Source organism: Duganella sp. 1411, assembly GCF_017833525.1.
Lineage (GTDB): Bacteria > Pseudomonadota > Gammaproteobacteria > Burkholderiales > Burkholderiaceae_D > Rugamonas.
The window spans coordinates 24,268-48,662 of sequence record NZ_JAFICD010000007.1; the positions used below are offsets into that span (position 1 = coordinate 24,268).

Here is a 24,395-nt window from a genome sequence, read left to right on the forward strand (position 1 = left end):
GGCGCGCCCGGAGACCCGTTTGGACGATCAAGCAAAGCGAGAAAACCCCGCGCCGGGCGCCCCGGACGGCACCCCTATTTTCCAGCGCATCAAAGACCACTTGCTGGCGCAGATCACGGCCGGCGTCTGGAAGGAAGGCGACGTGATCCCGTCCGAGCAGGCGCTGGTCAAACAATTCGGCGTCTCCCGCATGACGGTCAACCGCGCCGTGCGCGAGCTGACGGCCGAGCAGGTGCTCACGCGCCGCCAGGGCGCCGGCACCTACGTCGCCCAGCAAAAGTACCAGGCCACGCTGCTGGAGATCAAATCGATCGCCGACGAGGTGCGCGCGCGCGGCCACGTCCACCGCAGCAGCCTGCAGCAGCTCGAACGCGGCAAGGCCAGCGACCTGATGGCCAAGCAGTTCGACCTGCCGCCCGGCCACCCGCTGTTCCATTCGGTGATCATCCACTTCGAAAACGGCGTGCCGATCCAGGTCGAGGACCGCTGGGTCAATCCGCTGTGCGCGCCCGACTACATGGAACAGGACTTCGCCAGCATCACCCCCAACGAATACCTGATGCAGGCGGCGCCGCTGCAGGGCGCCACCTACAGCATCGAGGCGCTGGCCACGCCGCGCGACATCGCCGACATGCTGGCCATCGACACCCGCCAGGCCTGCCTGGTGCTCAAGCGCCAGACCGTCTCGGGCGGGCGCATCGCCAGCATCGCCACCATGTGGCATCCCGGCCACCGCTACCAGTTCGCCGGCAGCTTCGCGCAATAGCGGCAACTCCAGGGTCAGGTCCACCATTTCTACACGAACTGGGCTGTAGAGTTGCTTAAGGCCGCGCTCGTGTAGAAATGGTGGACCTGACCCCGGAGTGTGTCTTTTCCGCCCCGCCGCGACGCAAATCCGTTCTTTTCTTGCCAATGCGATATCGGTGGTTAAAACTGCTATAGTTGGCTGCCCCAAGGGTAGCCACTGTCACAGGAAAGGGAAGCACTTGTCGCACAGCCGTCCCCGCGTTCGCCCGAGCTCCTGGCGCCGTTTGCCGCGCACGGTGGCGGCGTGCGTCCTGCTGCTGGCCGCCGCCCCCGGGGCGCGGGCGGCCGAAAAGGTCACCATCCAGCTCAAGTGGCAGCACCAGTTCCAGTTCGCCGGCTACTACGCCGCGCAGGACCAGGGCTATTACCGCGACGCCGGCCTCGATGTCACGCTGGCCGAGGCGGTGCCCGGCGGCGATCCGCTGCAAAACGTCGCCAGCGGCGGCGCCCAGTACGGCGTCGGCAACACCACGCTGCTGCTGGCGCGCGGCATGGGCCAGCCGGTGGTGGTGCTGGCCTCGATCTTCCAGCATTCCGGCGCGGCGCTGCTGGTGCGCCACGGCCCCGACGGCAAGCCGCGTCCCTGGGCCGGCAGCCGCATCATGCTGGCGCCGAACAACGAGGAATTGAACGTCTACCTGAAAAAAATCGGCGTGCGCGACGACAGCGTGTCCTACCTCGCCCACAGCCACAACTACGATGACCTGCTCCAGGGCCGGGTCGATGCCATGTCGGTCTACACCAGCGAGGCGCCGTTCGTGCTCGAGCGCACCAGCCTGGCCTACGAGATCCAGTCGCCGCGCGCCGTCGGCCTCGATTTCTACGGCGACGTGCTCTATACCACCGAGAGCGAATTGCGCGAGCATCCGGCGCGCGCGCGGGCGCTGCGCGCGGCGACGCTGCGCGGCTGGCGCTACGCGATGGCGCACCAGGGCGAAATCGCCGACCTGATACGGGCCCGCTACCCCGAGCGGCACAGCCGCGAACACCTGATGTTCGAGGCGCGCCAGATCGTCTCGCTGCTGGAACAGGACTTGATCGAGCCGGGCTACAGCAATCCGGAGCGCTGGCGCGCCATCGCCGGCGCCTACATCGAGCAGGGCATGCTGCCGGCCGACTTCAAGCTCGATGGCTTCCTGTACCAGCCGCAGGGCGCCAGCCGGTTGCTGCGCCACGGCGGCGCCGCGCTCGGCGCGCTGCTGCTGCTCGTCATGCTGGCCGGCGCCTGGCGCCTGCGCCAACAGGCCGCCGCGCTAGGCGCCGCCCGCGCAGAGCAAAACAGCGCCGAACGCATCGCCGGCCTGGCGCTGGAGGGCTCCGGCGCCGGCATGTGGGAGTGGCGCGTCGACACCGGCGCGCTGACGCTGTCGCCGCGCTATTGCGACATACTGGACCTCGACGCCGGCGACGCCGCCGCCAGGCCGTCGTTCCAGCAGTGGCTCGAGCAGGTCCATCCCGACGACCGCGCGCAGCTCGAACGCGGCATCCAGGACCTGCTCTCCGGCACCGCCGAGCGCAACGTCCAGGTCAACAGCGAGCACCGGGCGCGCTGCCGGGACGGCCGCTGGAAATGGGTGCTCATGCGCGGCATGGTGGTCGAGCGCGACGCCGGCGGCGGGCCGCTGCGCGCGGCCGGCACGCTGGCCGACATCAGCGAGCGCGCCGCCGCCGAACAGGCGCGCCTGTGCGCCGTGGTCGACGCCACGCCGGGCGCGGTGCTGATCGCCGACAAGAGCGGGCGGGTGCGCCACGCCAACCCGGCCTGCGCCGCCAGCTTCGGCTACGACGGCGACATGGCGGGGCGCTCGGTCGACCAGCTGGCGCCGGAGGCGATGCGCAGCAACGGCCGCGGACGCGAGCTGTTCGTGCGCCCCAACCTGCCGGGCCGGGTGCTCAGCGCGCATCGCGCCGACGGCAGCACCTTCCCGGCCATGGTGCACCTGTCGCAGGTGGAGCTGGGCGGCCAGGAGCTGGTGATCATGGCGCTGCGCGACATGACCCAGCGCCAGCGCGCCGAGGAGGCGCTGCAGGCCAGCTCCGAGCGCTACCGCCTGATCGTGCAGACCGCCGCCGAGGGCATCTGGATGAGCGACGCCGACGACCGCACCACGTTCGTCAATCCGACCATGGCGCGCATGCTCGATTACGACGTCGAGCAGATCATGGGCCGCGCCATGACCGACTTCATGGACGCCGACGGCCGCCTGCAGCTGCACCACCACCTGCAGCGCCGCCTGGCCGGCGAGGCGATCCAGGGCGACGTCAGCTTCCGCCGCAGCGACGGCAGCACCGTCTGGTGCCTGCTGTCGACCACCGTCATCAATTCCGACGCCGGCCACTACGCCGGCACCCTGGCCATGCTGACCGACATCACCGCGCGCCGCCAGGCCGAGGGCGCGCTGCGCGGCTCGAGCCAGCGCCTGGCGTCGATCTTCAACGCCGTCACCAACGGCCTGGTGATGGTCGACGGCCACGGCGCCATCCTCGAACGCAACGCCGCCGCCGTGCGCATGCTGGCGCACGCGCTGCCGATCGAGCCGCGCGCCGAGGGCGCCGACCGCGGCGCGTGCCTGTGGTGCGGCGTGCGCGAGGACGGCACCCGCTTCGACGCCGCCAGCCATCCGGTGCGCCTGGCCATCGTCACCGGGCTGTCGGTGCGCGACGTGGTGATGGGCATCGCCCAGCCCGACGGCGCGCTGCACTGGCTGTCGATCAACGCCGAGCCGATCCCCGACCAGGGCGGCGCCGTGCCGCTGGTGGTGGCCAGCCTGACCGACATCACCGACCGCAAACGCGGCGAGGACGCGCTGCGCGAGTTGAACGAGCATCTGGAGGAGCGCGTCGCCCAGCGCACCCGCGAGCTCGATCAGGCGCGCCGGCTGGCCGAGGAGGCCAACCAGACCAAGGGCCAGTTCCTGGCCAACATGAGCCACGAGATCCGCACGCCGATGAACGGCGTGATCGGCATGGCCTACCTGGCGCTCAAGACCGACCTCGATCCGCGCCAGCGCGACTACCTGGAAAAGATCCGCTTCGCCGGCGAGCACCTGCTGGGCATCATCGACGACATCCTCGACATCTCCAAGATCGAGGCCGGCAAGCTGGCCATCGAGCAGGTCGACTTCGCGCTCGAACACGTGATCCAGACCCTGACCACGGTGGTCGCGCCCAAGGCGGCCAGCCGCGAGCTCGAACTGGTGTTCGACCTCGACCCGACCCTGCCCAGGGTGCTGCGCGGCGACCCGCTGCGCCTGGGCCAGGTGCTGATCAACTACACCAACAACGCCATCAAGTTCAGCGAAAAGGGCCGCATCGACGTGCGCGTGCGCCAGGTCGTCGGCGACGCCACCGGCTGCCTGCTGCGCTTCGAGGTCAGCGACTGCGGCATCGGCCTGTCCGAGCGCGAGATCGCAAAGCTGTTCCAGTCGTTCCAGCAGGCCGACACCTCGACCACGCGCGAATACGGCGGCACCGGCCTGGGCCTGGCGATCTGCAAGCAGCTGGCGCAGCTGATGGGCGGCGAGGTGGGCGTGCGCAGCCGGCCCGGCCACGGCAGCACCTTCTGGTTCACCGCGCGCCTGGGCGTGTCGAGCGCCAGCGTGCCGTCGCTGATCGACCGCGTCAAGGACGCCGCCGCCGAACTGCTGGCGTCCTCGCGCAGCGCGGCGGTCATGGCCGCGCTCAAGAACGCGCGCATCCTGCTGGTCGAGGACAACACCTTCAACCAGCAGATCGCGCTCGAGATGCTGGAGGAGGTCGGCTCGTCGGTGTGCCTGGCCGCCAACGGCATGGAGGCGCTCGAGCTGCTGCGCCAGACCGCCTTCGACTGCGTGCTGATGGACGTGCAGATGCCGCTGATGGACGGCCTGGAGGCGACCCGCCGCATCCGCGCCGACCCGCGCCTGGCCGACATCCGGGTGCTGGCGATGACGGCCACCGCCACCAGCGAGGACCGGGTGCGCTGCATCGAGGCCGGCATGGACGACTTCATCTCCAAGCCGATCCAGCCGGCGCTGATGTACCAGACCATCGCCAACTGGCTGCCCGAGCGCGACGCCGCGCGCGAGCGCCCGGCCGGGCCGCGCTCGGCCTTCAAGACCACGCTGGGCGGCGATCCGGCGGTGATCGACCTGTCGATCCTGGCCAAGCTGCTGGGCTACCACCCGCACAAGGTGCGCAAGTTCGCCTTCAAGTTTTTGCAGAACAGCCAGGACGTCATCACCCGGATGGAGGCGGCGCTCAAGCGCGGCGCGATGGACGAGCTGCGCGACCTGAGCCACCGCCTCAAGTCGCCGGCGCGCACGGTCGGCGCGCTGGGCATGGGCGAGCTGCTGCGCGAGCTGGAGGAGTTGCCGCCGGACGATCCGGCCAGCGCGGCGCGGGCGCGGGCGCTGCTGGCCCAATTGTGGCCGCTGCTGGAGAAGATCACCGAGCAGATCATGACCAACACCACCTTCGCCGATGACAACTGACGGCGGGGCCACGGGCGGAGCATGGCGGATTACGCTACGCTAATCCGCCCTACGTGGTTCCCCGCCAGGCATGGGGCCCGGCCGCACGCCGCCGCGTCACCGCGGGAGCACGTAGGGCGGATTAGGCGGAACGCCGTAATCCGCCATCTGCGAGCCGCCGACCGGGCATGCCCGCAATGGCGCCACGCGACGGTTCGGCGCCGGGCCGGAGGCCGCGTTGCGGGCGATCCCGGCAAATAGTTTAGGGGGTTTCCACATTCCGCCCACATTTTTAAAAAATGGGTTATTATTTCAGCCATCCCCGCCTGCCGACCTTGTTGCCATCCCATCCAAGACATTGAATTCGCGCAATTGGCCTCCATCTGTTGCCTGTAACCGGCAACGTTGACGGCGATTGCGGACAACATGGCATAATCTCCAGGCGTTATTGACCCACAGACCTCGATTGAGGAATATATGAGCGAAAATATCAAACACATCACCGATACTTCTTTTGACGCGGACGTCCTCAAGTCCGACCGCCCTGTGCTGGTCGACTTCTGGGCCGAATGGTGCGGCCCTTGCAAGAGCATCGCCCCGATCCTGGAAGAAGTGGCCAAGGAATACGACGGCAAGCTGTTGATCGCCAAGATGGACGTCGATTCGAACCAGGCGGTGCCCGCCAAGTTCGGCATCCGCGGCATCCCGACCCTGATCCTGTTCAAGAACGGCGTTCCGGCCGCGCAAAAAGTGGGCGCGATGGCAAAAGGTCAACTGACTTCTTTCATCGACAGCAATATCTAAGTACGATAGTATTTGCCTGCATCGACGGCGCCGCGCCCGCGGCACCGTCGATTACCAGCCAGAAAACGATGGCGCGGCCCGACCGACGCCCGTTTTATAATTAAACAGACAACACCACGCAGTTCCCTCCCCTACCTTTACTTTCCCGTCACGGGACACTCAACACATATGCATCTATCTGAATTAAAGGCCCTACACGTCTCGGCATTGCTGGAGATGGCGATCGGTCTTGATATCGACAACGCGGCGCGTCTGCGCAAACAGGAACTGATGTTCGCGATCCTGAAAAAGCGCGCGAAATCCGGTGAACAGATCTTCGGCGACGGCGCCCTCGAAGTGCTGCCCGACGGCTTCGGCTTCCTGCGCTCGCCCGACGCCAGCTACATGGCCTCGACCGACGATATCTACATCTCGCCGTCGCAGATCCGCCGCTTCAACCTGCACACCGGCGATTCGATCGAGGGCGAGGTACGGACCCCGAAAGATGGCGAGCGCTACTTCGCGCTGGTCAAGGTCGACAAGGTCAACGGCGAATCGCCGGAAGCGTCGAAGCACCGCATATTGTTCGAGAACCTGACGCCGCTGCACCCGAACGAGCCGCTGCGCCTGGAACGTGACATCAACGGCACCGAAAACATCACCGGCCGCATCGTCGACCTGATCGCGCCGATCGGCAAGGGCCAGCGCGGCCTGCTGGTGGCCTCGCCCAAGTCCGGCAAGTCGGTGCTGCTGCAGCACATCGCCCACGCGATCACCGCCAACCATCCGGACGTGACCTTGATCGTGCTGCTGATCGACGAACGCCCGGAAGAAGTGACCGAGATGCAGCGCTCGGTGCGCGGCGAAGTGGTCGCCTCGACCTTCGACGAGCCGGCCACCCGCCACGTGCAGGTCGCCGAGATGGTGCTGGAAAAAGCCAAGCGCCTGGTCGAGATGAAAAAAGACGTGGTCATCCTGCTCGATTCGATCACCCGCCTGGCGCGCGCCTACAACACCGTGATCCCGGCCTCGGGCAAGGTGCTGACCGGTGGTGTCGACGCCAACGCGCTGCAGCGTCCGAAGCGTTTCTTCGGCGCCGCCCGCAACATCGAGGAAGGCGGCTCGCTGACCATCGTCGCCACCGCGCTGATCGAGACCGGTTCGCGCATGGATGACGTGATCTACGAGGAATTCAAGGGTACCGGCAACATGGAGGTGCACCTGGAGCGCCGCCTGGCCGAGAAGCGCGTCTACCCGGCGATCAACCTGAACAAATCGGGCACCCGCCGCGAGGAACTGCTGATCAAGCCGGACCAGCTGCAGAAGATCTGGATCCTGCGCAAGCTGCTGTACTCGATGGACGAGATCGAGGCGATGGAGTTCATTCTGGATAAAATGAAGGCCACCAAAAACAACGGTGAGTTCTTCGACATGATGCGCCGGGGCGGATAACCACCCCAAACCCGCAATGCGGCCACGTGGGGTCGTACCCCATGGGGTACGACCCCGGGCTGCGGGTTGCAGGGTCTGCGCATCATGACAAACAGGCAACCTCGGTTGCCTGTTTCCGTTTACGGCTGTATAATCCCCGGTCGCACTATCTAAACCACTGGCAAGTGATCGGCAATCGGGTCAAGAAGCTGCATCGACCGACGAAGTGCTGTTTGGCTACCAAACCTACCGAGGCTTCAACATGAAACCAGAAATCCATCCAGACTACCGCGAAGTGGTGTTCCACGACCTGTCGTGCGACTTCAAATTCGTCACCCGTTCGACCATCCAGACCCGCGAAAAAATTGAACACGAAGGTAAAGAATACCCTCTGGTCAAGATCGAGGTGTCGGCTGAATCGCACCCGTTCTACACCGGCAAGCACAAGATCGTCGACACCGCCGGTCGCGTCGAGAAGTTCCGCCAGAAGTTCGGCGCCGTGGGTTCGAAGACCCAAATCGCCCAAGGCTAATCCCTTCCCGCGATTCGAAAAAAGCAGCCTCTGGCTGCTTTTTTTGTTTGCCGTCCCGACTCGGCGCGCGGTTTTCCTTCATACTCCCGTCTACCTCAATTCGCACACTGATCGATGAAGCCAGTCCGTCTTCCCGCCGCCGCCACCCTGGCGCTGCCACGCTGGGCCTTGTTCGCCCTCGGCCTGCTCTACATCCTGCCCGGCCTGATCGGCCGCGATCCCTGGAAGAACGACGACGCCGCCAGCTTCGGCATCATGTGGACGATGGCGCACGGCACCTGGCAGGACTGGCTGTGGCCCAACATCGCCGGCCTGTCGATGCCCGACGAGGGCCCGCTGGCGTTCTGGATCGGCGCGCTCGGCATCAAGCTGTTCGGCTGGCTGATGGGCGACGTCATGGCCGCCCGCGTCGGCACCGTCGCCATCTTCCTGCTGGGCGTGTCGTCGCTGTGGTTCGCCACCTTCAACCTGGGCCGCCGCCAGGACGCGCAGCCGCTGCGCCTGGCCTTCGGCGGCCAGCCCGAGCCCGACGACTTCGGCCGCACGCTGGCCGACGCCGCCGCGCTGATCTACCTCGGCTGCCTGGGCTTGCTGTTGCACAGCCACGAGACCACGTCCGAGGCGCTGCAGGTGTCGCTGACGGCGTTCATGCTGTACCGCACCGTGCGCTACGTGGAGGCGCCGTCGCTGCGCAACGCCGCCTTGAGCGGCCTGGCCATCGGCCTGCTGACGTTGACGCGCGGCTGGGTCACACCGGTGTTCCTCATGCTGGCCGTGTTCGCCTGCACACGGCTGCTGGCGCAGCCGGTGCTGCGCGCGCTGCGCGACCTCGGCCTGGCGCTGCTGGTGGCAGCCGCCGTCGCCGCCGTGTGGCTGGTGCCGGCCGAGGTGTTGCGGCCCTACCACCAGCAGACCTTGCACGCGTGGATGGACTGGAACCTGCACCAGGTGGCGCTACCGACGCTGGCCGCCTTCAAATCGTTCTTCCGCGTCGGCGTCTGGTTCTTCTGGCCGGCGTGGCCGTTCGCCGGCTGGGCCGTGTGGGCCTGGCGCCGCCAGCGCCTGGCGCTGCACATCGTCGTGCCGCTGGCCTTCGTCACCATGGGCACGCTGCTGAGCCTGTCCACCGAGACGCCCGAGCAGGGCCAATTGCTGGTGCTGCTGCCGCCGCTGGCCGTCATGGCCGCGTTCGGCCTGCTGACGATGAAGCGCGGCGCCATCAACGCCATCGACTGGTTCTCGGTCATGGCGCTGACCTTGTGCGCGGCCATCATCTGGATTTTCTGGATCGCCAAGCTGACCGGCTGGCCGGCGCAGGCGGCCAAGAACGCGCTGAAACTGGTGCCGGGCTTCGTGCCCGAGGTGGGCTTGGTGGCCGTGCCGGTGGCGCTGCTGGCCACCGCCGGCTGGTTCGTGCTGGTGCACTGGCGCGTGTCGCGCCGGCCGACCGTGCTGTGGCGCGCCGTGGTGCTGTCCTCCGGCGGCCTGATCCTGATCTGGATCTTGCTGATGACCTTGTTCCTGCCGGATGTCAACTACAGCAAGAGCTACGCCAGCGTGGCGCACCAGATCGCCCAGAAGCTGCCGCCGCAGGCCGATTGCATCGAAACCAATGTGGGGCCGGCGCAACGCGCGTCGTTCGCCTACTACGCGCAACTGCCGTTCGCCGGCGTCGAGGGCGGGCGCTGCCAGTTGTTGCTACTGCAGGACAGCACCAAGGTGCGCGACAACCGCGAGATCGCGCCGCAACATCGCGGCAAGCAGTGGCAATTGATTTGGGAGGGACGCCGTCCGGCGGACCGCACCGAGCGCTTCCGCCTGTACCGCCGGGCCGATCAGGCCGACCAGGCCGGTCAGGTCAACTAGGCCGCGCCGGCCGCCGCCATCAGCGGCGCGCCATCATCATCGTGTTGGCCGGCAGCTTGGCGGCCATCGGCAGCTTTTCGAAGTTGCTCAGGCCGACCGTCTCGCCCTGGTCGGTGAAGCTGATGCGCGTGCCCGCCTCCGTGACGAACACCGTCGGCGAGACCGCGAAAATGCGCACGCGCTCGCCCTTGTCGAGCTGGGTGTAATAACTGGTGCCGTTCTGCGTGAACTGCAGGAACTGGCCGTTGGTCAGTTCGTAGGTCTTCTTGAAGTCGGCGAACTCGTTCGGCGCCAAATAGTAATGGCCCGTGCTGGCTTTGATCTGCACGCTGCTGTCCTGCGCGTGGGCGACGGACATCGAGGTCAGGGCAAGGGCGGCGGCGATGCTGAACAGGGTGGTTTTCATGGTGTGCTCCGTAAGGTTGTCGGTTCAATAAACTGCTCTGGGATCACCGCTGGAATGTGCTGTTCAGCGGCTGACGTGATCACATTAGCAAATCGCCACGGCAATATCCGGCGTTTGCGACGGGCGGTAAAACGGCGGCCGTCAAAAGCAAAAAACGGCGACGAACGGATGGCGCCCGGGCAACCTCGGGCACGGCCGCCGCGCGCCGCCGCCGGCTGTTGCGCGACACACTTTTTTGTTGACCAAACGCGAGACAAAACCCCAAAGGACCGCTATAGTTCGCATAGGACGAGTTGCCGCACGGCATGTTAGTTTCACAAGATTCGTTCCACGATAACCTTTGGCAACACCCGGCTGCGCCACACCGCGCGCCGGCAACGGCGGCCTCGACTGCTGCGCCCCACCCTCGCGCACCGGCCCGACACACAGCTGCCCACTCCTGGTTGGATGCGCACATGTTTACTCTTCACAAACTTCAATCCGCACTACGCAACAATTACGTCCGCGCCGCGCTGGCGCTGCTGGCGATCGCCGCCGCCGCGCTGTTGAGCTGGCGCACCGACGTGCCCCAGGACGCCGGCCCGATCATGCGTTCGCAGGATATTTCACAAATCACCGCATTGGCCACGCAACGCGCGCGGCTCGAATACCTGATGGTGGCCGCGCCGCTGTCGGAGGCGCCGCGCTATATCTTCAAGCTCAAGGGCGACCCGGTGCTGCACGTGGTCAAGGTGCCCAGCACCTCGCACCTGAGCCTGGAGCGCGAGGTACTGCTGCGCAACAACATCCCCTATTCCATCGCGCGCGAGGACTACCTGGCGTCGCACAAGGCGGTGCTGGTCGACGAGGACGACAGCAAGCTGGCGCGCGCCGGCGGCTTCCTGCGCCGCCACGCGGTCGATATCCTGCTGATCGGGCTGGTGCTGTTCATGCTGCGCCACGGCATCCCCGGCAATGGCGTCAGCGCCACCGTGCTCAATCCGGAACAGCTGCACGGCAGCATGGACGACCTGATCGGCATGGCCGACATCAAGCAGGAAGTGCTGCACCTGGAGGACATGATCCGCAACCGCGCCGTCTACCGCGAGCACGACATCGACAAGCCGTTCAACGTCATGCTCACCGGCCCGGCCGGCACCGGCAAGACCAAGCTGGCCGGCTACCTGGCCAAGCGCCTGAACGTGCCGCTGATCCAGGCGTCGGCCTCGGCGCTCGAATCGGGCTACATCGGCGGCGGCTCCAAGGCGCTGCACGCGCTGCACCGCAAGGCTTGCGCGCGCGGCAGCTGCATCATCTTCCTCGACGAGGCGCAGGGCCTGTTCATGCCGCGCGGCCGCGGCGAAAAGAAATGGGAGGACGACACCGCCAACACGCTGCTCGGCCTGCTCGACGGCGTGCGCAGCGACAAGGGCGCCGGCGTCATCTGGGTGGTCGCCTCCAACTTCGACGACGCCTCGTCGCAGATGGACGAGGCGATGCTGCGCCGCTTCTCGGTCAAGATCAACTTCCGCCTGCCCAACAAGGGCGAACGCAGCGAACTGCTGCGCTCCTTCCTGGCGCGCAAGGCCGACGGCTGCGTCGATTGGGACGCGCTCAACCTGGACCACGTCGCCGAGATCACGGCCAACCTCAGCCCGGCGCTGCTGCAGACCGTGGTCGAGCGCGCCAGCATGATCGCCATCCAGGAAAAAACCGTCATCAACACCGACCTGATGTTCCGCGCCTTCGAGCGCGCCACCATCGGCCTGACCGACCGCGCCACCACGGCCGAGAAGACCCGCCAGCGCGAACGCGTCGCGCTGCACGAGCTGGGCCACTTCTTCATGCAGATCGATCCGTGGCTGCGCGAGGGCCTGCCGCTGTCCGAGGTCAAGGAGCGCTCGCCGCTGCTCAAGATCAGCACGGAATCGGTGTCCAAGCTCGGCGCGCTCGGCTATGTGCTGTCGGCGTCGGACGACGTCGCGCTGCGCACGCTCGAAGAACTCGAGCGCGATGTGATCCAGCTGTATGGCGGCGTGGCGGCGGAGGAACTGTTCTACGGCGCGCGCGGCATCTCGGTCGGCAGCCAGAACGACATCCAGAAGGCGACGTCGATGCTCGACATGATGGTCAACAAGCTGTCGATGTACTCGCGTTCCAAGCTGGACTACTCGCAGTTCAAGAACAAGGAAAACGATCTCGACCAGGTGCAGGCCAAGGCCGACGAGCTCTACACGTACACGCTGCAATCGATTAACGACTACCGCGAGCAGATCAGCGAACTCAAGGAGGTGTTGATGGATCAGTATGTGCTGTCGAAGGACGCCATCTTCGCGCTGCTGGAGCAGCAGCATCAACAGCGCGCGATCAAGGCGGCCTAGCGATTAAGCAGGAAACCCCACAGGGCGAGGGTGGAGGCCAACTGGCCCAGGTTGGAGGCCACCAGCAACCACATCGCCAGCTCGACGCGGCCGAGGCGGTGCTCAACCCGGTCGAGCCGGACCGTGAGGTGGTCGACCCTCGCTGAAATGTTATCGACTTTGGCGGACAAATGGTCGACCCTGACGGATAGCCCGGTCACCTCGGCGCGCAGCAGGGAGACCTCGTGCTCAAGCGTCTGCACCCGCCCCATCAAGGCATTCAGCCGCTCCTCCAGCACGGTAGCCTTAACGGTCAGCGCCGCCACTTCCTTGCGCAAGGCGGCGATCTGCTCGCCATGGTTGGTCAGCACCCGTTCAAGGGCAGGCAGACGTTCGCCGTGATCCGTCAGCAGCTCGTCATGCGCTTCCAGCTGCTCGCTGTGGGCAGCCTTCACCAGCTCGGCCAGCGCATCGACCCGCGCCGCCAGCATATCGACTCGTTCGGACAATTCCATAGCGCCCTACGCCCCCCGGGATTAAAGTTTATACGGTTTACAGGAATACGCAGGTTGTTCGCGCGTCCATTGTCGCGCCTAAAAAGACGGGCTCATCGAGGCAAAATCCAGCGGATTTGATCTGCGTCGAACCGGGCCGGATTGGCCAGAACGGCCGGCCCCTTGCTTAAAAACCAAATAGTGCGCATCAAGGCTTGCGGCTGGTGGGCAAATCAGTGATAATGCGGGTCGCGTTGCCGGGATGGCGGAATAGGTAGACGCACGGGACTCAAAATCCCGCGCCGCAAGGCGTGCCGGTTCGATTCCGGCTCCCGGCACCATGAATTTGCATCACACTGCCCCACCAAACGACAAAACCCGCATCGCCATCAGGCCACGCGGGTTTTTTGTTGTCCGACAGCGAACTGCATGGCGCCGTGGCGCCAGACCGCTCAATGACGGTGGTTGTCGCTTTTGCGGCGGGTTTCCGGATACGCCAGCACGCGGCGGATCGCCTCGGCCGGGACCTTGTACGTTTGCATGTAAGCCCACGCGATCGCGCTCCCCTGCGACTCCGCCAGCCAAATCCCATGTTCCACCGCCGCGCTCAGCGAGGCGTTGTGTCGTTGTTCTGTTTGCATATGCTCTCCCAATAGCCCCGTAAGTTATCATAAAAATAAAAACAATGTAGCAAGTGAATGCGACGGGACGTTAAGACCCGAACAGACGCCGTCCCCGCGGCAAGGCACACTGGGCTTTTTAACTCGGGAGCAGCCATGGGATTTGACCTCGGAAACTTATTGCAACAGTTCGCGGGCCATCCGACCGCCACCGATCCGGAAGGCGTCGCACAAGCGTTCTCGCATGTCGCCGGCGACGCGCCGCGCTCGTCCATCGCCCACGGCTTGGCCGCCGCGTTCCTGTCGAACGAGACCCCGCCCTTCGGCCAACTGGTGAGCCAGCTGTTCGTGCGCGGCGATCCGCAGTTGCAAGCGGGCCTGCTGAACCAGTTGCTGGACGACGTCAGCCCGGCGATGTTGAACGCGCTGGCCGCCAGCGTCGGCGAACTGTTCACCCAAAACGGCCACGCGACCTTGACGCCGGCGCAGGTGGCCGACATCACGCCGCCGCAGGTCGCTGAAATCGCCGCCACCGCGCAACAGCACAATCCGGGCGTCGTCGAACGGGTCGCGGCCTTTTTCGCCGACCATCCGCAACTGGTCAACTCGCTGGACAGCGCCAGCCTGAAGGTTGCGCTGAGCAAGATGGCCCAAGTGCATTGATGAGCCTAGCCTGAGGCAGCGCCTGCTTGGTTCCCTCAGCCGAAAGGGTTCGGGATCTAGCTCAAGCACGTTGCTTTAAGCTTAATATAAATAAGTTAAGCATGCTATTTTGACCAATACGGTACGCATCCGCTCGCCGTTTTCCACTTTATTGATGGAGGTTAAGATGGCTGTTAAATTTAAGCCGGCAATCGTTTCAGCTTTGGCGTTGACGTTGACCTTGTGCCTGGGCGGTGCCGCCCGGGCCGCCCCGCTGACGGAAAACTTCGACGCCGGCATTCCCGCCGGCTGGACCGTCAACAACCTGAGTCAACCACCCGGCACGATCGGCTGGTTCCAGGGCAACGAGCTGGTCTTCGGGGCGCAGCAGGGCGCGCCGAACTCCTATGTCGCCGCCAACTTCGCGTCGGGCGGCGACGTCTCCACCATCAGCACCTGGCTGATCATGCCCACTTCCACCTACAGCAACGGCGACACGCTGTCGTTCTACACCCGCACCGTCCCCGCGTCGGAATGGCCGGACCGGCTGGAAGTGCGCTTCAGTAATGTCGGCGGCACCGACGTCGGCACCACGGCGACCAGCGTCGGCAGCTTCTCCACGCTGCTGGTCAGCATCAATCCCACGCTGACGCTCGGCGGCTATCCGGAGGACTGGACCCGCTACAGCGCCACGCTGAGCGGCCTCACCGGTCCGACCAGCGGCGCCTTCGCGTTCCGCTACACGGTCAGCGAGGGCGGTTTGTTCGGGGTCAATTCGAACTACATCGGCATCGATACGGTGCGCGTCACCGCCGCCGCCACGGCCGTCCCCGAACCCGGCGCGTACGTGATGATGGCGTTCGGGCTGGGCATGGTCGGGCTGATGCGCCGGCGTCAAGCGCGGGCTCGCGCCGCATAACCCGGGGGCGGCGGCGCGGACGCGCCGTGCCAGGCCGCCCCGCGCGCCGTCGCGTCCGCACCGGACCGGGCGCGCTGTCATAAAATGGCGCCATGGCTACCAAATCCCCGAAATCCCCCACTTTTCCAGGTCCGTTGACGGCGCGCGGCGCCGTGCTGGCGGTGCTCATTTCCGACCGCGACCAGACCGGCGCCCCGCCGCTGCAGGGACGCACCTCGCTGGCCGCCATCATCAAAAGCCTGAAGCGCAAATACCATTGGCCGGTCGAGACGAGCAGTTTCCCGTCGAACGCGGCCGACGGCCGGGCCACCTGGGCGACCGTGTACAGCCTGCCGCCGGCGGTGGTGCAGCGGGCGCTCGAGCGCGGCGGGCGCGAATGGCTGGAGCGGCGCGACGCCGCCAGGAACGCGCCGTAACATCTGCTTACTCTGGAAACACTTTCTGCGTCACCCGGTTCGCTCCACGCCCCGTTAAGGGAGCAAGCGCCACACACGGCGATATCTGGAGAAAAGAACATGGAACATACCGTACCCAACCGCATGCACCCACTGCTGGCGATCGCCGCGTTTTCGCTGACCTTGGTCAGCCTGGTCGGCGCCGCCTCCATCCTCGGCCTGCTGCCGAACTCGCAAGCGAAAGGCAGCGTGGCGCCGGACATGGCAGCACCCACCGCCCAGATCAGCCAGCCGGTGACGGCGCAAGCGCAGCCGCCGCAGCCACAACCGCAGCCACGTCAAGTCGTCGAGCACCGCACCGTTGTGCACCACACGTATGCGCCGGCGCGCCAGGCCAGCCGTGACGACGACCAGCCGCGTGTCGTGCAAGCGCCAGTGCAACGCGCTCCGGCGCCCCAGAACAGCGCGGTCGGCATCGGCCTGGGCGCGGTGGTCGGCGGCCTGCTGGGCAACCAGGTGGGCGACGGCAGGGGCCGCACGCTGGCGACCATCGCCGGCGCGATGGGCGGCGCTTACGCCGGCAACGAAATCGCCAAGCGCAACCAGCAACAGCAGTAATTGACGGGTCCCGTCCGGCGCCTCGGCGCCGGACTAGTACTTGGCCGGCGCGTTGGGCGCCGGCGTCGCCTGGCGGATGAAGTCGCGCAGATCGTCGTTGGCTTTGGCCAGGTCCTCCGACCGCAGATACATCATGTGGCCGCTGCGATAGCCCTCAAAGCGCAGGCGGTCTTTCATCTTGCCGCTCGGGTCCAGCTGCCACATGGTGTACTTGGCGTCGAAGTAGGTGCAGGCGCCGTCGTAGTATCCGGACTGTATCATCACCTTCAAATAAGGATTGGCGGCCATCGCCAGGCGCAGGTTCTCGCCGGTCTTCTCGTTCTTGAAATCCCACGGGTGGACGTCGCCGAACAGGTTGTATTTGATGTCGGTCTTGTAGCCCAGTTCCACGCGCAGGTATTGGTTGATGGCCGGCGCGAACGAATGCAGCCACGACGTCAGCTCGGCGTTGTAGTCGACCTTGTCGCCGGCATCGCTCCGGTCGATGCCCAGATAGCGCGAGTCGAGGCGGCCGACGGTCTTGCCCTGCTTGCGCAGCAGCTCCTTCCAGAAATTCTCCACCGGCACCGACAGATTATTCCGCAGCACGTACTCCTCGGACAAGCCGGCGTAGCGCGCGAATTTGGCGGCGATGCGCGCCCTGGTCTGCGGATCGATAAAGCCGCCCCGCGCCGTCGCCGGCAGCAGCTCGTCGACGGTGAACGCCTCGACCTCCGGCAGCACGTCCTTCAGGTCGCGCGCCTGCAGGTCGGCCGGCAACACCTTCTGATACCAAGCGGTGGCGGCGAAGTACGGCAGCGCCAGCGCGTCGGCGACGATGCCGTCGCGCTTGATACCCAGTTCCGTCGGCGACACCAACACCACGCCGTTCAGGTACATCCACTGCGCGTTCTGCAATTCCAGCGCCAGCCCGGCCACGCGCGAGGTGCCGTAGCTTTCGCCGATCAGGTATTTGGGCGAGGTCCAGCGCCCTTCGCGCGAGACGAAGGTGGAGACCCATTCGGCCAAGTAGGCGATATCGGCGTTGACGCCGAAGAAGCGCGCGCGGTCGCCCTTGCCATCCAATACGCGCGAAAAGCCGGTGTTGACCGGATCGATGAAGACGATGTCGGCGACGTCGAGGATCGAATGCGGGTTGTCGTGCACGCCGTAGGGCTGGGTCGGATAGCCCTCGGCGTCGAGGTTGAGCGCTTTCGGGCCGGTGTAGGCGACGTGCATCCACACCGAGGCCGATCCGGGGCCGCCGTTAAACGACAGCACCAGCGGCCGCTTGCCCTTGTCGGCGACGTCGGTGCGCTGGTAGTAGGTGTAGAACAGCGTCGCGCTGACCTTGCCGTCCTTGTCCCACACCGGCTGCGTGCCGGCCGTGACCTTGTACGGCACCGCCTTGCCCTTGATGGTGACCGTCGCGGTTTTGCTCACGCGGGTATCGGCCTTGATGAAGCGCTCGTTGGCCTGCAGGTCGGCGGCCCGCTCCTTGCCCAACGCGGGGACTTTGTCGGCGTCGGCGTCCTGGGCGAAGACGGCCGCGCTGAGGGCCAACAGCACGAGGGCAAGCGTGGATTTCATGGGCTACTCTTGAGGTTAAAAAATCAATGGTAGTCCATTTAAATACCAAACGACAACAAAATACCCGCTACCGGCGGTAGCGATTTGTCACGTAGTGTTTCAGCTCAGCGCGGACGCCAGTCCAGCACCCGCACCGGCTGCGGCGGGGCCACCGCCTGGCCCTCGCCGTCGACCTGCCGCACGTCCTGCACGAACAGGCTGAGCAATCCGTTGCGCCGCCACAACTCGGTATCGAAACTGGGCTCCCACGCGCCCACCGAGGTGCTGGTCAAATCGCTGACTTCCCACTTGCCGGCGACAAAATCGCTGATGCTGACCACCGACACCCGGCTGCCGCGCTCCTCGTCGCGGAACACCAGCAGGCCGCCCGGCTTGCCCTCTCCGGGGCCGGCGTCGACCATGATTTGCGGGCGCGCGATGGGGATGCGCTTGGTGCCCTGCCCGCTCAGCGAGAACGCCGTCTTGCGGAAGTCGAGCGAGCGCACCGTCCAGCCGCCGGCGCCCTGGAAGACCACGTGGTATTGCGGAACGGCCGAGCCGGCGTCGCGCCAGTAGCTGGCGATATACGGCTGGCCGTCGCGGTCGGCCGCCATCGAGGTCTGGTTGATCAACTCGCTGTTTTGCGGGATCCGCACGGCGTACTCGGCGCTGGCGGCGCTGATCGGCAGCGCGTAGGGCTGGCCGTCGGACTTTTCCCACGTCACGCCGCCGTCGCGCGAGCGGGCGTAGGCCAGGTCGTGGTTGCTGGCCACGTCCGGCGATTCGCGCCACACCCACGACAGGTGCAAGGTGCCGCGATGGTCGAGGAAGGCCTGCCAGTAGGCGTTGCGCCGGCCTTCGCCGGTGATCAGGTTGGTGTGCAGCCGCGCCCAGCGCCGCGTCGCCGTGTCGTAGCGGTTGATCACCAGGTCGCCCCGGCCGGACCCGCCCAGCCGATAGAAGAACAGCAGGTTGCCGTCCGGCAGCCGGTAAAACTCGGGATACGACACCGAATCCTCGTCGGCGCCGACCATGGCCTGTTTGGGGCCCAGCTCCAGCGATCCCGGCTTGACGCCGCGCGCGTACCGCAGCGCGTTGTTGTGGTGGTCCCACGACACGTGCAGATAGCCGGCGCCGTCGAGCATCAGGCTGATGGCGTTGTGGGCGTCGGCCGCGTTGCCGCGATACGGCGTGCGCAGGGTGGTCCAGCGGGACGTGCCCAGCCGGCGTTTGCCCAGCACCAGATAGCGCTCGGCGTCGTAGTAGCCGACGTATTGCGTGTGCTGGTCCGAGACCAGCGAATTCTTGCGGAACACCACGGCGTTGACCGAATTATTGGCCCAGCCCGGGCCCACCACCGATTCGGTCGGCGCGCCGGCGGGGGCCGCCGCGGCGCCGACGCAGACGGCCAGTAGCAGCGCCGGCAAGCAGCTTTTCTTCATCCGCGCATCCCTGTTTGACTCATATCAATAGCAACCATTGTTTCCATTAGGCAAATATGCCATATAATATCCCCTGCCGCGCCCTCGCCCCGAACACGCCCCCAATGACAACCGACCTCGACACGCCAGACACCCCGCCGCTCGACGCTCCGCTGGAGTTCTGGGAGCAGCGCATCAAGGCCAGCCGCTGGTTGATCACCAAGACGACGGCGCTGGGCGCGTCGGCGGCCGTGCTGGGCGTGTTGGGCCAGGGCTGGCTGGAGGACGCGGCGCCGCTGTTTCCCTTCATCAGTCAGAATTATGGCATCTGGCAAGCCGGCTATCTGCTCTCCCTGCTGATCATTTTCGTCGTCTGGGCGGCCGCGATGCGGCAAAAGTTCGGGCTGCTGGAAAACAGCAAGAAGGGGTTTCAAGTGCAGTTGCGCATCGACGAGCAAAACGAGCGCCGCGCGCAACGCGCGCGCGAGGCCCGCGAGCGGCGCCAGAAGCTCGAGGAGGACCGCGACCCGGTGCTGTTCTTCAAGAGCGCCTCGCGCAGCAAGAAGTTCGATTATTAAGCCGCTTCACTCGTAGCGCAGGCAATCGACCGGCAACAGCTTCGACGCCCGCCGCGCCGGGTAGAAGCCGAAGAACACGCCCACCAGGCTGGAAAAACCGCACGCCACCACCACCGCCTGCAAGGTGATGAACACCTCGAACTTGCCGGTCGAGGTGATCGCGGCCGCCGCTGCCGTCGCCAGCACGATGCCGAACACCCCGCCCACCAGGCAGATCACCACCGCCTCCGTCAGGAACTGCAGCAGCACGTCGCGCGGCTTGGCGCCGATCGCCATGCGGATGCCGATCTCGCGGGTGCGCTCGGTCACCGACACCAGCATGATGTTCATGATGCCGATGCCGCCGACGATCAGCGAGATCGCGCCGATCAGGCCAAGCAGCGCGGCCAGGCCGGCGCTGATGGTCTTGGCCGTCTCCGCGAACGAGGCCAGGTTATCGATGCGGAAGTCGTCCGGCTGCTCGAACTTGATGTGGTGGCGGTCGCGCAGCGTTTCGTTGATGTCCTGGATGGCGTCCTGCAGGTTGCCGCCCGACTTGCCCTGGGCGACCACGTAATGCACGTTGCCGGGGAACTGCATCTTGACCAGGTTGGCGGCGGCGGCGGTGATCGGCACCAGCACGTAGTCGCTCAAATCGCCGCCATCGACCTGTTTGCCCTCGCCGTACAGCACCCCCACCACCTGGAACGAGACGTTCTCGATGCGGATGTATTTGCCCAGCGGGTCGATCTTGTAGAAGAACTGGTCGGCGATCTTGCGGCCGATGACCACCATGCGCGCGGCCGAGCGCATGTCGGCGTCGCTGAAGGCGCTGCCCTTGTCGATCTTCCAGCCGCGGATCTTGAACATGTCCGGACTGACGCCATGCACCGTCTTCGACGCGCTCTCGTTGCCGACCGCCAGATTGAAGCCGCCCTGCAGCGTCGGCGCGGCGCCGGCCAGCGACGGCAGCCGGTTCAGCGCCTCGGCGTCGAGCAGCGTCAGGGCCGGCGCCGCGCCGTTGCGCAGGCGCTGCTGCTGCGCGCGGTCGCCGCCCGGCGAGATGAACAGCATGTTGGTGCCCAGCTGCTCCAGCTCCTTGGCGATGAAACGCTTCATGCTGTCGCCGACGGCCAGCAGTAGCACCACCGAGGCGATGCCGATGATAATGCCCAGCATCGTCAGCAGGGTGCGCAGGCGGTTCGCCAGCATGGAGCGAAACGCCTCGATGGTGATCTGCAGCGGATTCATGGCGCCGCCACGCTGGCCGGCTGGTGGCCCGCCATCATCTCGCGCAGGCCCTCGGCGGCCGGCCCGTCGTACAGCACGTGGCCGTCCTTGAGGCGCATCAGCCGCTTGCTGTAGGCGGCGATGTCCGGCTCGTGCGTGACCAGCAGGATGGTGATGCCGCGCTCCTGGTTCAACTGCTGGAACGAGCGCATGATCTCCTCGCTGGTCTGCGTATCGAGATTGCCGGTCGGTTCGTCGGCCAGGATCAGCGGCGGATCGCCCACCAGCGCGCGGGCGATCGCCACGCGCTGCTGCTGGCCGCCAGACAGCTGGTTCGGCGTGCGCTTGGCATACTCGCGCAAGCCGACCCGGTCCAGCTCCACCAGCGCCTTGGCGTGCGCCTTGGCGCGCGAGACGCCGGCGTAGATCAGCGGCAGCGCCACGTTCTCCGCCACGCTCATGCGCTTGATCAGGTTAAAGCTCTGGAACACGAAGCCGATGGTGCGGTTGCGGATGGTGGCCAGTTCGGCGCGCGACAAGGTCAAGGTATCGACGCCGTCGAGCAGGTAGCTGCCGCCGCTGGCCTGGTCCAGGCAGCCGAAGATGTTCATCAAGGTCGACTTGCCGGAGCCGGATTGCCCCATCACCGCCAGGAAGTCGCCGCGCGGCACCGCCAGGTCGATCCCGAACAGCACCGGCGTCTCGACGCCGCCGGAGAAGTAGCTCTTGGTCACGCCGCGGATGTCGATCAGCGGACCGGCCGGCGCCGCCGGCGCGCTTGTCCGCGACATCAACGCACACCGTCCTTGTTGTCGACGATGGCGCGCGTGACTACCTTGTCGCCCTTCTTCAAGGCGCCGCCCACCACCTCCGTGTAGCGGAAGTTCGACAGGCCGATCTTGATGTCCATCGGCTTCGGCTGGTTTTTGGTATCGAGCGTGTAGATGCGGAAGGAGCGCGTCAGGTCGGCCTTGGTGCGGAAGCCGGCGTCGTCCTCCGGCGGCGCGTCCATCGCGGCGGCGCTGTCCGCGGAGGCGCCGGCCGGCTTGGCCTCCTTGGCCAGCTTGGCCTGCCGCTCGACCTCCTCGTCGCTGAGGCGGAAGCGCAGCGCGGCGGTCGGAATGCGCAGCACGTTCTCGCGGTTGCCCACCAACAGCCGCACCTGCGCCGTCATGCCCGGCTTGAGCAGCTCGTCGTGGTTGTCGACGTCGAGCACCACGTTGTAGGTGACGACGTTCTGCACCACGTTGGCGGCCAGGCGGAACTGCCGCATGCGCGCCTCGAACTCCTTGTCCGGATAGGCGTCGACGACGAAGCGCGCCTGCTGCCCCTCCTTCAGCGCGCCGACGTCGGCCTCCGAGACGCTGGTGTCGATCTGCATCTTGGTCAGGTCCTGGGCGATCTGGTACATGGTCGGCGTGGTGAACGACGCCGCCACCGTCTGCCCCAGCTCCACCGTGCGTTTGATGATCACGCCGTCGATCGGCGAGCGGATCACGCTGTTGTTCAGGTCCGCCTGCGCGCGCGCCAGCTGCGCCTGCGTCAGCTGGATGTTCGCCAGCGCCACGTCGACCTCGCGCTTGGACTGGTCCAGCGCCAGCGGCGAGATGAAGCTCTGGGTCACCAGGGTCTGGTTGCGCTGGTGCGTGGCCTGCGCCAGCCGCAGCGACGCGCGCGCCGACGCCAGTTGCGCCTCGCTCTGGCGGATCTGCGCGTTGAAGATGGTGGGGTCGAGCGTCAGCAGGATCTGGCCCTTCTTCACGCGGTCGTTGAAGTCGGCCTTGAGCACGTTGACCGTGCCCGAGACCTGCGAGCCGATGTTGATCAGCGCGACCGGGTTGATGGTGCCGGTGGCCGTCACCGTCTGCGTGATATTGCCGGTGTCGACCGCCGCGACGCGGAAGCGTGGCGCTTCCACCACAGGGGTCCGGCTTTTGGAATAGAACGCCAAGGCGGCGCCGCCGATCGCGATCACGCCGACCATCAGCGCGATTTTCTTCTTGGTGAAAAAGGCCATCGTTTCTGTCTGTCTCATAGGGGCGATCCGACGGTATGCGGATCAGCTCGGCAAGTATTCAGCACTTTTGCAAAAAACGCAATCCATGGCCGCCGATCGCCTGCCCGCCCATCGGTAGGGCGGCGCGTCTCCCTTCCGGGATGGGGCGCCGCCCCCTGATGTCGGGATATGCAATTTTGCAATCCAACTTTGCAGGAATGGCCATTCCCGGCGCCGAAAATCGGCCCTACCATGCATTCCATCGCACCACACATTCAACCCCAAAAACAAAGGCTTACATCATGTCCAACAACGACAACAACCAGCTCGATCCATCGCGCCGCTCCGCCCTGGCCGGCGGCGCCTTCGCCGCCGCGGCGGCCGTCGCCAGCGCGCTGCCGCTGGCCGCCGTCAGCACCGACAGCCAGGCCGCCACCACCGGCAAGCTGCAAAAGACCGCCAGCACCATCACCACCCGCGACGGCGTCGAGATCTATTACAAGGATTGGGGTCCGCGCAACGGCCAGCCGGTGATCCTCAGCCACGGCTGGCCGCTCAACGCCGACAGCTGGGAATCGGCCGCCTTCCACCTGGCCAGCAACGGCTTCCGCGTGGTCAGCCACGACCGCCGCGGCCACGGCCGCTCCAGCCAGCCGTGGGACGGCAACGACATGGACCACTACGCCGACGACCTGGCGCAGCTGATCGAGGCGCTCAACCTGAACAACATCATCCTGGCAGGCTTTTCCACCGGCGGCGGCGAGGTGGCGCGCTACGTCGGCCGCCACGGCACCAAGCGCATCGCCAAGCTGGCGCTCATTTCCGCCGTCACGCCGCTGATGCTCAAGACCGACACCAACCCGGGCGGCCTGCCGCTGGAGGTGTTCGACGGCATCCGCGCGGCGTCGGTCGCCAATCGCGGCCAGTTGTACCTGGACTTCGCCTCCGGCCCGTTCTACAACTACAACCGGCCCGGCGCCAAGCCGTCGCAGGGCTTGATCAACGCCTTCTACAACCAGGGCATGCAGGCCGGCCACAAGAACACCTACGATTCGATCGCGGCGTTCGCCCAGACCGACTTCCGCGACGACCTGAAAAAATTCGACAAGCCGACGCTGATCATCCACGGCGAGGACGACCAGGTGGTGCCGATCGACGCCGCCGGCCGCGCCGCCGCCAAGATCGTCAAGAATGCAAAACTGATCACTTATCCGGGCGCGCCGCACGGCCTGACCGACACCCACAAGGACAAGTTCAACGCCGACTTCCTGGCCTTCGCCAAGTCCTGACGGGACACGAAACAACAGTTCTCCGAAAACCGCCTGCGGGCGGTTTTTTAT

General features: G+C 66.0%; 21 protein-coding genes and 1 tRNA gene. 14 read left to right on the forward strand and 8 right to left on the reverse strand.

All coding sequences use genetic code 11. The annotated features are described in order from the left end of the window. Window positions 1–19 precede the first annotated feature (19 nt). The 6 genes from hutC to JOD97_RS26975 all read left to right on the forward strand — a co-directional run bounded on the left by hutC (window position 20) and on the right by JOD97_RS26975 (window position 9,870). Window positions 20–766: a histidine utilization repressor gene (hutC, locus tag JOD97_RS26950; protein ID WP_209725431.1), complete on the forward strand. Its 747-nt coding sequence runs from the start codon at window positions 20–22 to the stop codon at window positions 764–766. Between the two features lie 277 nt (window positions 767–1,043). Next, complete coding sequence (locus tag JOD97_RS26955; RefSeq protein ID WP_373999950.1) at window positions 1,044–5,279, forward strand: PAS domain S-box protein; 4,236 nt, start codon at window positions 1,044–1,046, stop codon at window positions 5,277–5,279. 456 nt (window positions 5,280–5,735) lie between these two features. Next, window positions 5,736–6,062 (forward strand): thioredoxin TrxA, encoded by a 327-nt coding sequence (gene trxA, locus JOD97_RS26960; protein ID WP_209725435.1) that lies wholly within the window; start codon window positions 5,736–5,738, stop codon window positions 6,060–6,062. A gap of 168 nt (window positions 6,063–6,230) precedes the next feature. Next, a complete protein-coding gene (rho, locus tag JOD97_RS26965; protein WP_090317455.1) occupies window positions 6,231–7,493 on the forward strand; it encodes a transcription termination factor Rho in 1,263 nt (420 codons plus the stop codon). Window positions 7,494–7,734: 241 nt separating this feature from the next. Then, window positions 7,735–8,004 (forward strand): type B 50S ribosomal protein L31, encoded by a 270-nt coding sequence (locus JOD97_RS26970; protein ID WP_209725437.1) that lies wholly within the window; start codon window positions 7,735–7,737, stop codon window positions 8,002–8,004. A gap of 114 nt (window positions 8,005–8,118) precedes the next feature. Next, complete coding sequence (locus JOD97_RS26975) at window positions 8,119–9,870, forward strand: glycosyltransferase family 39 protein (RefSeq protein ID WP_209725439.1); 1,752 nt, start codon at window positions 8,119–8,121, stop codon at window positions 9,868–9,870. Between the two features lie 19 nt (window positions 9,871–9,889). Here JOD97_RS26975 and JOD97_RS26980 read toward each other — a convergent pair whose 3' ends face one another. Further along, window positions 9,890–10,276 (reverse strand): gel scht, encoded by a 387-nt coding sequence (locus JOD97_RS26980; RefSeq protein ID WP_209725441.1) that lies wholly within the window; start codon window positions 10,274–10,276, stop codon window positions 9,890–9,892. Window positions 10,277–10,731: 455 nt separating this feature from the next. On the opposite strand from JOD97_RS26980, the gene JOD97_RS26985 reads away from it, so the two are divergent. Continuing rightward, window positions 10,732–12,636: an AAA family ATPase gene (locus tag JOD97_RS26985; protein ID WP_209725443.1), complete on the forward strand. Its 1,905-nt coding sequence runs from the start codon at window positions 10,732–10,734 to the stop codon at window positions 12,634–12,636. Here the strand turns inward: JOD97_RS26985 and JOD97_RS26990 are convergent. Further along, window positions 12,633–13,130, reverse strand: a complete 498-nt coding sequence (locus tag JOD97_RS26990) for a hypothetical protein (protein ID WP_209725445.1) — start codon at window positions 13,128–13,130, stop codon at window positions 12,633–12,635. The two genes, JOD97_RS26985 and JOD97_RS26990, sit on opposite strands and share 4 nt — an antisense overlap. Before the next feature lie 235 nt (window positions 13,131–13,365). Here JOD97_RS26990 and JOD97_RS26995 point away from each other — a divergent pair. Then, window positions 13,366–13,450 (forward strand) — tRNA-Leu (locus JOD97_RS26995). Window positions 13,451–13,561: 111 nt separating this feature from the next. Here JOD97_RS26995 and JOD97_RS27000 read toward each other — a convergent pair. Next, window positions 13,562–13,750 carry a hypothetical protein gene (locus tag JOD97_RS27000; RefSeq protein WP_209725447.1) on the reverse strand — a complete coding sequence of 63 codons (189 nt, stop codon included), beginning with the start codon at window positions 13,748–13,750 and terminating at the stop codon, window positions 13,562–13,564. Between the two features lie 159 nt (window positions 13,751–13,909). On the opposite strand from JOD97_RS27000, the gene JOD97_RS27005 reads away from it, so the two are divergent. The 4 genes from JOD97_RS27005 to JOD97_RS27020 all read left to right on the forward strand — a co-directional run bounded on the left by JOD97_RS27005 (window position 13,910) and on the right by JOD97_RS27020 (window position 16,303). Continuing rightward, window positions 13,910–14,392: a hypothetical protein gene (locus JOD97_RS27005; RefSeq protein WP_209725449.1), complete on the forward strand. Its 483-nt coding sequence runs from the start codon at window positions 13,910–13,912 to the stop codon at window positions 14,390–14,392. Between the two features lie 166 nt (window positions 14,393–14,558). Then, the gene (locus JOD97_RS27010; RefSeq protein WP_209725451.1) at window positions 14,559–15,290 is read left to right on the forward strand and encodes a choice-of-anchor J family PEP-CTERM protein; all 732 of its coding nucleotides are present in this window, start codon (window positions 14,559–14,561) and stop codon (window positions 15,288–15,290) included. 92 nt (window positions 15,291–15,382) lie between these two features. Continuing rightward, entirely contained in the window at window positions 15,383–15,706 is a 324-nt protein-coding gene (locus JOD97_RS27015) for a hypothetical protein (protein ID WP_209725453.1), read from the forward strand. 99 nt (window positions 15,707–15,805) lie between these two features. Next, window positions 15,806–16,303 (forward strand): glycine zipper 2TM domain-containing protein, encoded by a 498-nt coding sequence (locus tag JOD97_RS27020; RefSeq protein ID WP_209725455.1) that lies wholly within the window; start codon window positions 15,806–15,808, stop codon window positions 16,301–16,303. A gap of 33 nt (window positions 16,304–16,336) precedes the next feature. Here the strand turns inward: JOD97_RS27020 and JOD97_RS27025 are convergent, their stop codons facing one another. Then, complete coding sequence (locus JOD97_RS27025; protein WP_209725457.1) at window positions 16,337–17,872, reverse strand: S10 family peptidase; 1,536 nt, start codon at window positions 17,870–17,872, stop codon at window positions 16,337–16,339. Window positions 17,873–17,976: 104 nt separating this feature from the next. Further along, a complete protein-coding gene (locus JOD97_RS27030) occupies window positions 17,977–19,293 on the reverse strand; it encodes a BNR repeat-containing protein (protein WP_209725459.1) in 1,317 nt (438 codons plus the stop codon). 104 nt (window positions 19,294–19,397) lie between these two features. Between JOD97_RS27030 and JOD97_RS27035 the strand changes: the two genes are divergently transcribed. Further along, a complete protein-coding gene (locus JOD97_RS27035; protein ID WP_209725461.1) occupies window positions 19,398–19,850 on the forward strand; it encodes a hypothetical protein in 453 nt (150 codons plus the stop codon). Window positions 19,851–19,856: 6 nt separating this feature from the next. On the opposite strand, the gene JOD97_RS27040 is transcribed toward JOD97_RS27035, so the two are convergent. The 3 genes from JOD97_RS27040 to JOD97_RS27050 are packed head-to-tail and all read right to left on the reverse strand — an operon-like array spanning window position 19,857 to window position 23,094. Further along, complete coding sequence (locus JOD97_RS27040) at window positions 19,857–21,080, reverse strand: ABC transporter permease (RefSeq protein ID WP_229264760.1); 1,224 nt, start codon at window positions 21,078–21,080, stop codon at window positions 19,857–19,859. Further along, window positions 21,077–21,850 (reverse strand): ABC transporter ATP-binding protein, encoded by a 774-nt coding sequence (locus JOD97_RS27045; protein WP_229264761.1) that lies wholly within the window; start codon window positions 21,848–21,850, stop codon window positions 21,077–21,079. The genes JOD97_RS27040 and JOD97_RS27045 overlap by 4 nt, the downstream gene beginning before the upstream one ends. After that, window positions 21,850–23,094: an efflux RND transporter periplasmic adaptor subunit gene (locus tag JOD97_RS27050; protein WP_229264762.1), complete on the reverse strand. Its 1,245-nt coding sequence runs from the start codon at window positions 23,092–23,094 to the stop codon at window positions 21,850–21,852. Before JOD97_RS27050 ends, JOD97_RS27045 begins: the two co-directional genes overlap by 1 nt. Before the next feature lie 263 nt (window positions 23,095–23,357). Here JOD97_RS27050 and JOD97_RS27055 point away from each other — a divergent pair, with 263 nt between their 5' ends. Then, a complete protein-coding gene (locus JOD97_RS27055) occupies window positions 23,358–24,344 on the forward strand; it encodes an alpha/beta fold hydrolase (protein WP_209725463.1) in 987 nt (328 codons plus the stop codon). Window positions 24,345–24,395: the final 51 nt, after the last annotated feature.

What these genes read in the sequence shown, in the direction of transcription:
- JOD97_RS27020 (WP_209725455.1), top strand. Translation starts at nt 15,806, where the DNA reads ATGGAACATACCGTACCCAACCGCATGCACCCACTGCTGGCGATCGCC.
- JOD97_RS27025 (WP_209725457.1), bottom strand. Translation starts at nt 17,872, where the DNA reads ATGAAATCCACGCTTGCCCTCGTGCTGTTGGCCCTCAGCGCGGCCGTC.
- JOD97_RS27050 (WP_229264762.1), bottom strand. Translation starts at nt 23,094, where the DNA reads ATGAGACAGACAGAAACGATGGCCTTTTTCACCAAGAAGAAAATCGCG.
- JOD97_RS26990 (WP_209725445.1), bottom strand. Translation starts at nt 13,130, where the DNA reads ATGGAATTGTCCGAACGAGTCGATATGCTGGCGGCGCGGGTCGATGCG.
- JOD97_RS27030 (WP_209725459.1), bottom strand. Translation starts at nt 19,293, where the DNA reads ATGAAGAAAAGCTGCTTGCCGGCGCTGCTACTGGCCGTCTGCGTCGGC.
- JOD97_RS27015 (WP_209725453.1), top strand. Translation starts at nt 15,383, where the DNA reads ATGGCTACCAAATCCCCGAAATCCCCCACTTTTCCAGGTCCGTTGACG.
- JOD97_RS27000 (WP_209725447.1), bottom strand. Translation starts at nt 13,750, where the DNA reads ATGCAAACAGAACAACGACACAACGCCTCGCTGAGCGCGGCGGTGGAA.
- trxA (WP_209725435.1), top strand. Translation starts at nt 5,736, where the DNA reads ATGAGCGAAAATATCAAACACATCACCGATACTTCTTTTGACGCGGAC.
- JOD97_RS27035 (WP_209725461.1), top strand. Translation starts at nt 19,398, where the DNA reads ATGACAACCGACCTCGACACGCCAGACACCCCGCCGCTCGACGCTCCG.
- JOD97_RS27010 (WP_209725451.1), top strand. Translation starts at nt 14,559, where the DNA reads ATGGCTGTTAAATTTAAGCCGGCAATCGTTTCAGCTTTGGCGTTGACG.
- JOD97_RS26985 (WP_209725443.1), top strand. Translation starts at nt 10,732, where the DNA reads ATGTTTACTCTTCACAAACTTCAATCCGCACTACGCAACAATTACGTC.
- rho (WP_090317455.1), top strand. Translation starts at nt 6,231, where the DNA reads ATGCATCTATCTGAATTAAAGGCCCTACACGTCTCGGCATTGCTGGAG.
- JOD97_RS27055 (WP_209725463.1), top strand. Translation starts at nt 23,358, where the DNA reads ATGTCCAACAACGACAACAACCAGCTCGATCCATCGCGCCGCTCCGCC.
- JOD97_RS26970 (WP_209725437.1), top strand. Translation starts at nt 7,735, where the DNA reads ATGAAACCAGAAATCCATCCAGACTACCGCGAAGTGGTGTTCCACGAC.
- JOD97_RS26975 (WP_209725439.1), top strand. Translation starts at nt 8,119, where the DNA reads ATGAAGCCAGTCCGTCTTCCCGCCGCCGCCACCCTGGCGCTGCCACGC.
- JOD97_RS27045 (WP_229264761.1), bottom strand. Translation starts at nt 21,850, where the DNA reads ATGTCGCGGACAAGCGCGCCGGCGGCGCCGGCCGGTCCGCTGATCGAC.
- JOD97_RS26980 (WP_209725441.1), bottom strand. Translation starts at nt 10,276, where the DNA reads ATGAAAACCACCCTGTTCAGCATCGCCGCCGCCCTTGCCCTGACCTCG.
- JOD97_RS27040 (WP_229264760.1), bottom strand. Translation starts at nt 21,080, where the DNA reads ATGAATCCGCTGCAGATCACCATCGAGGCGTTTCGCTCCATGCTGGCG.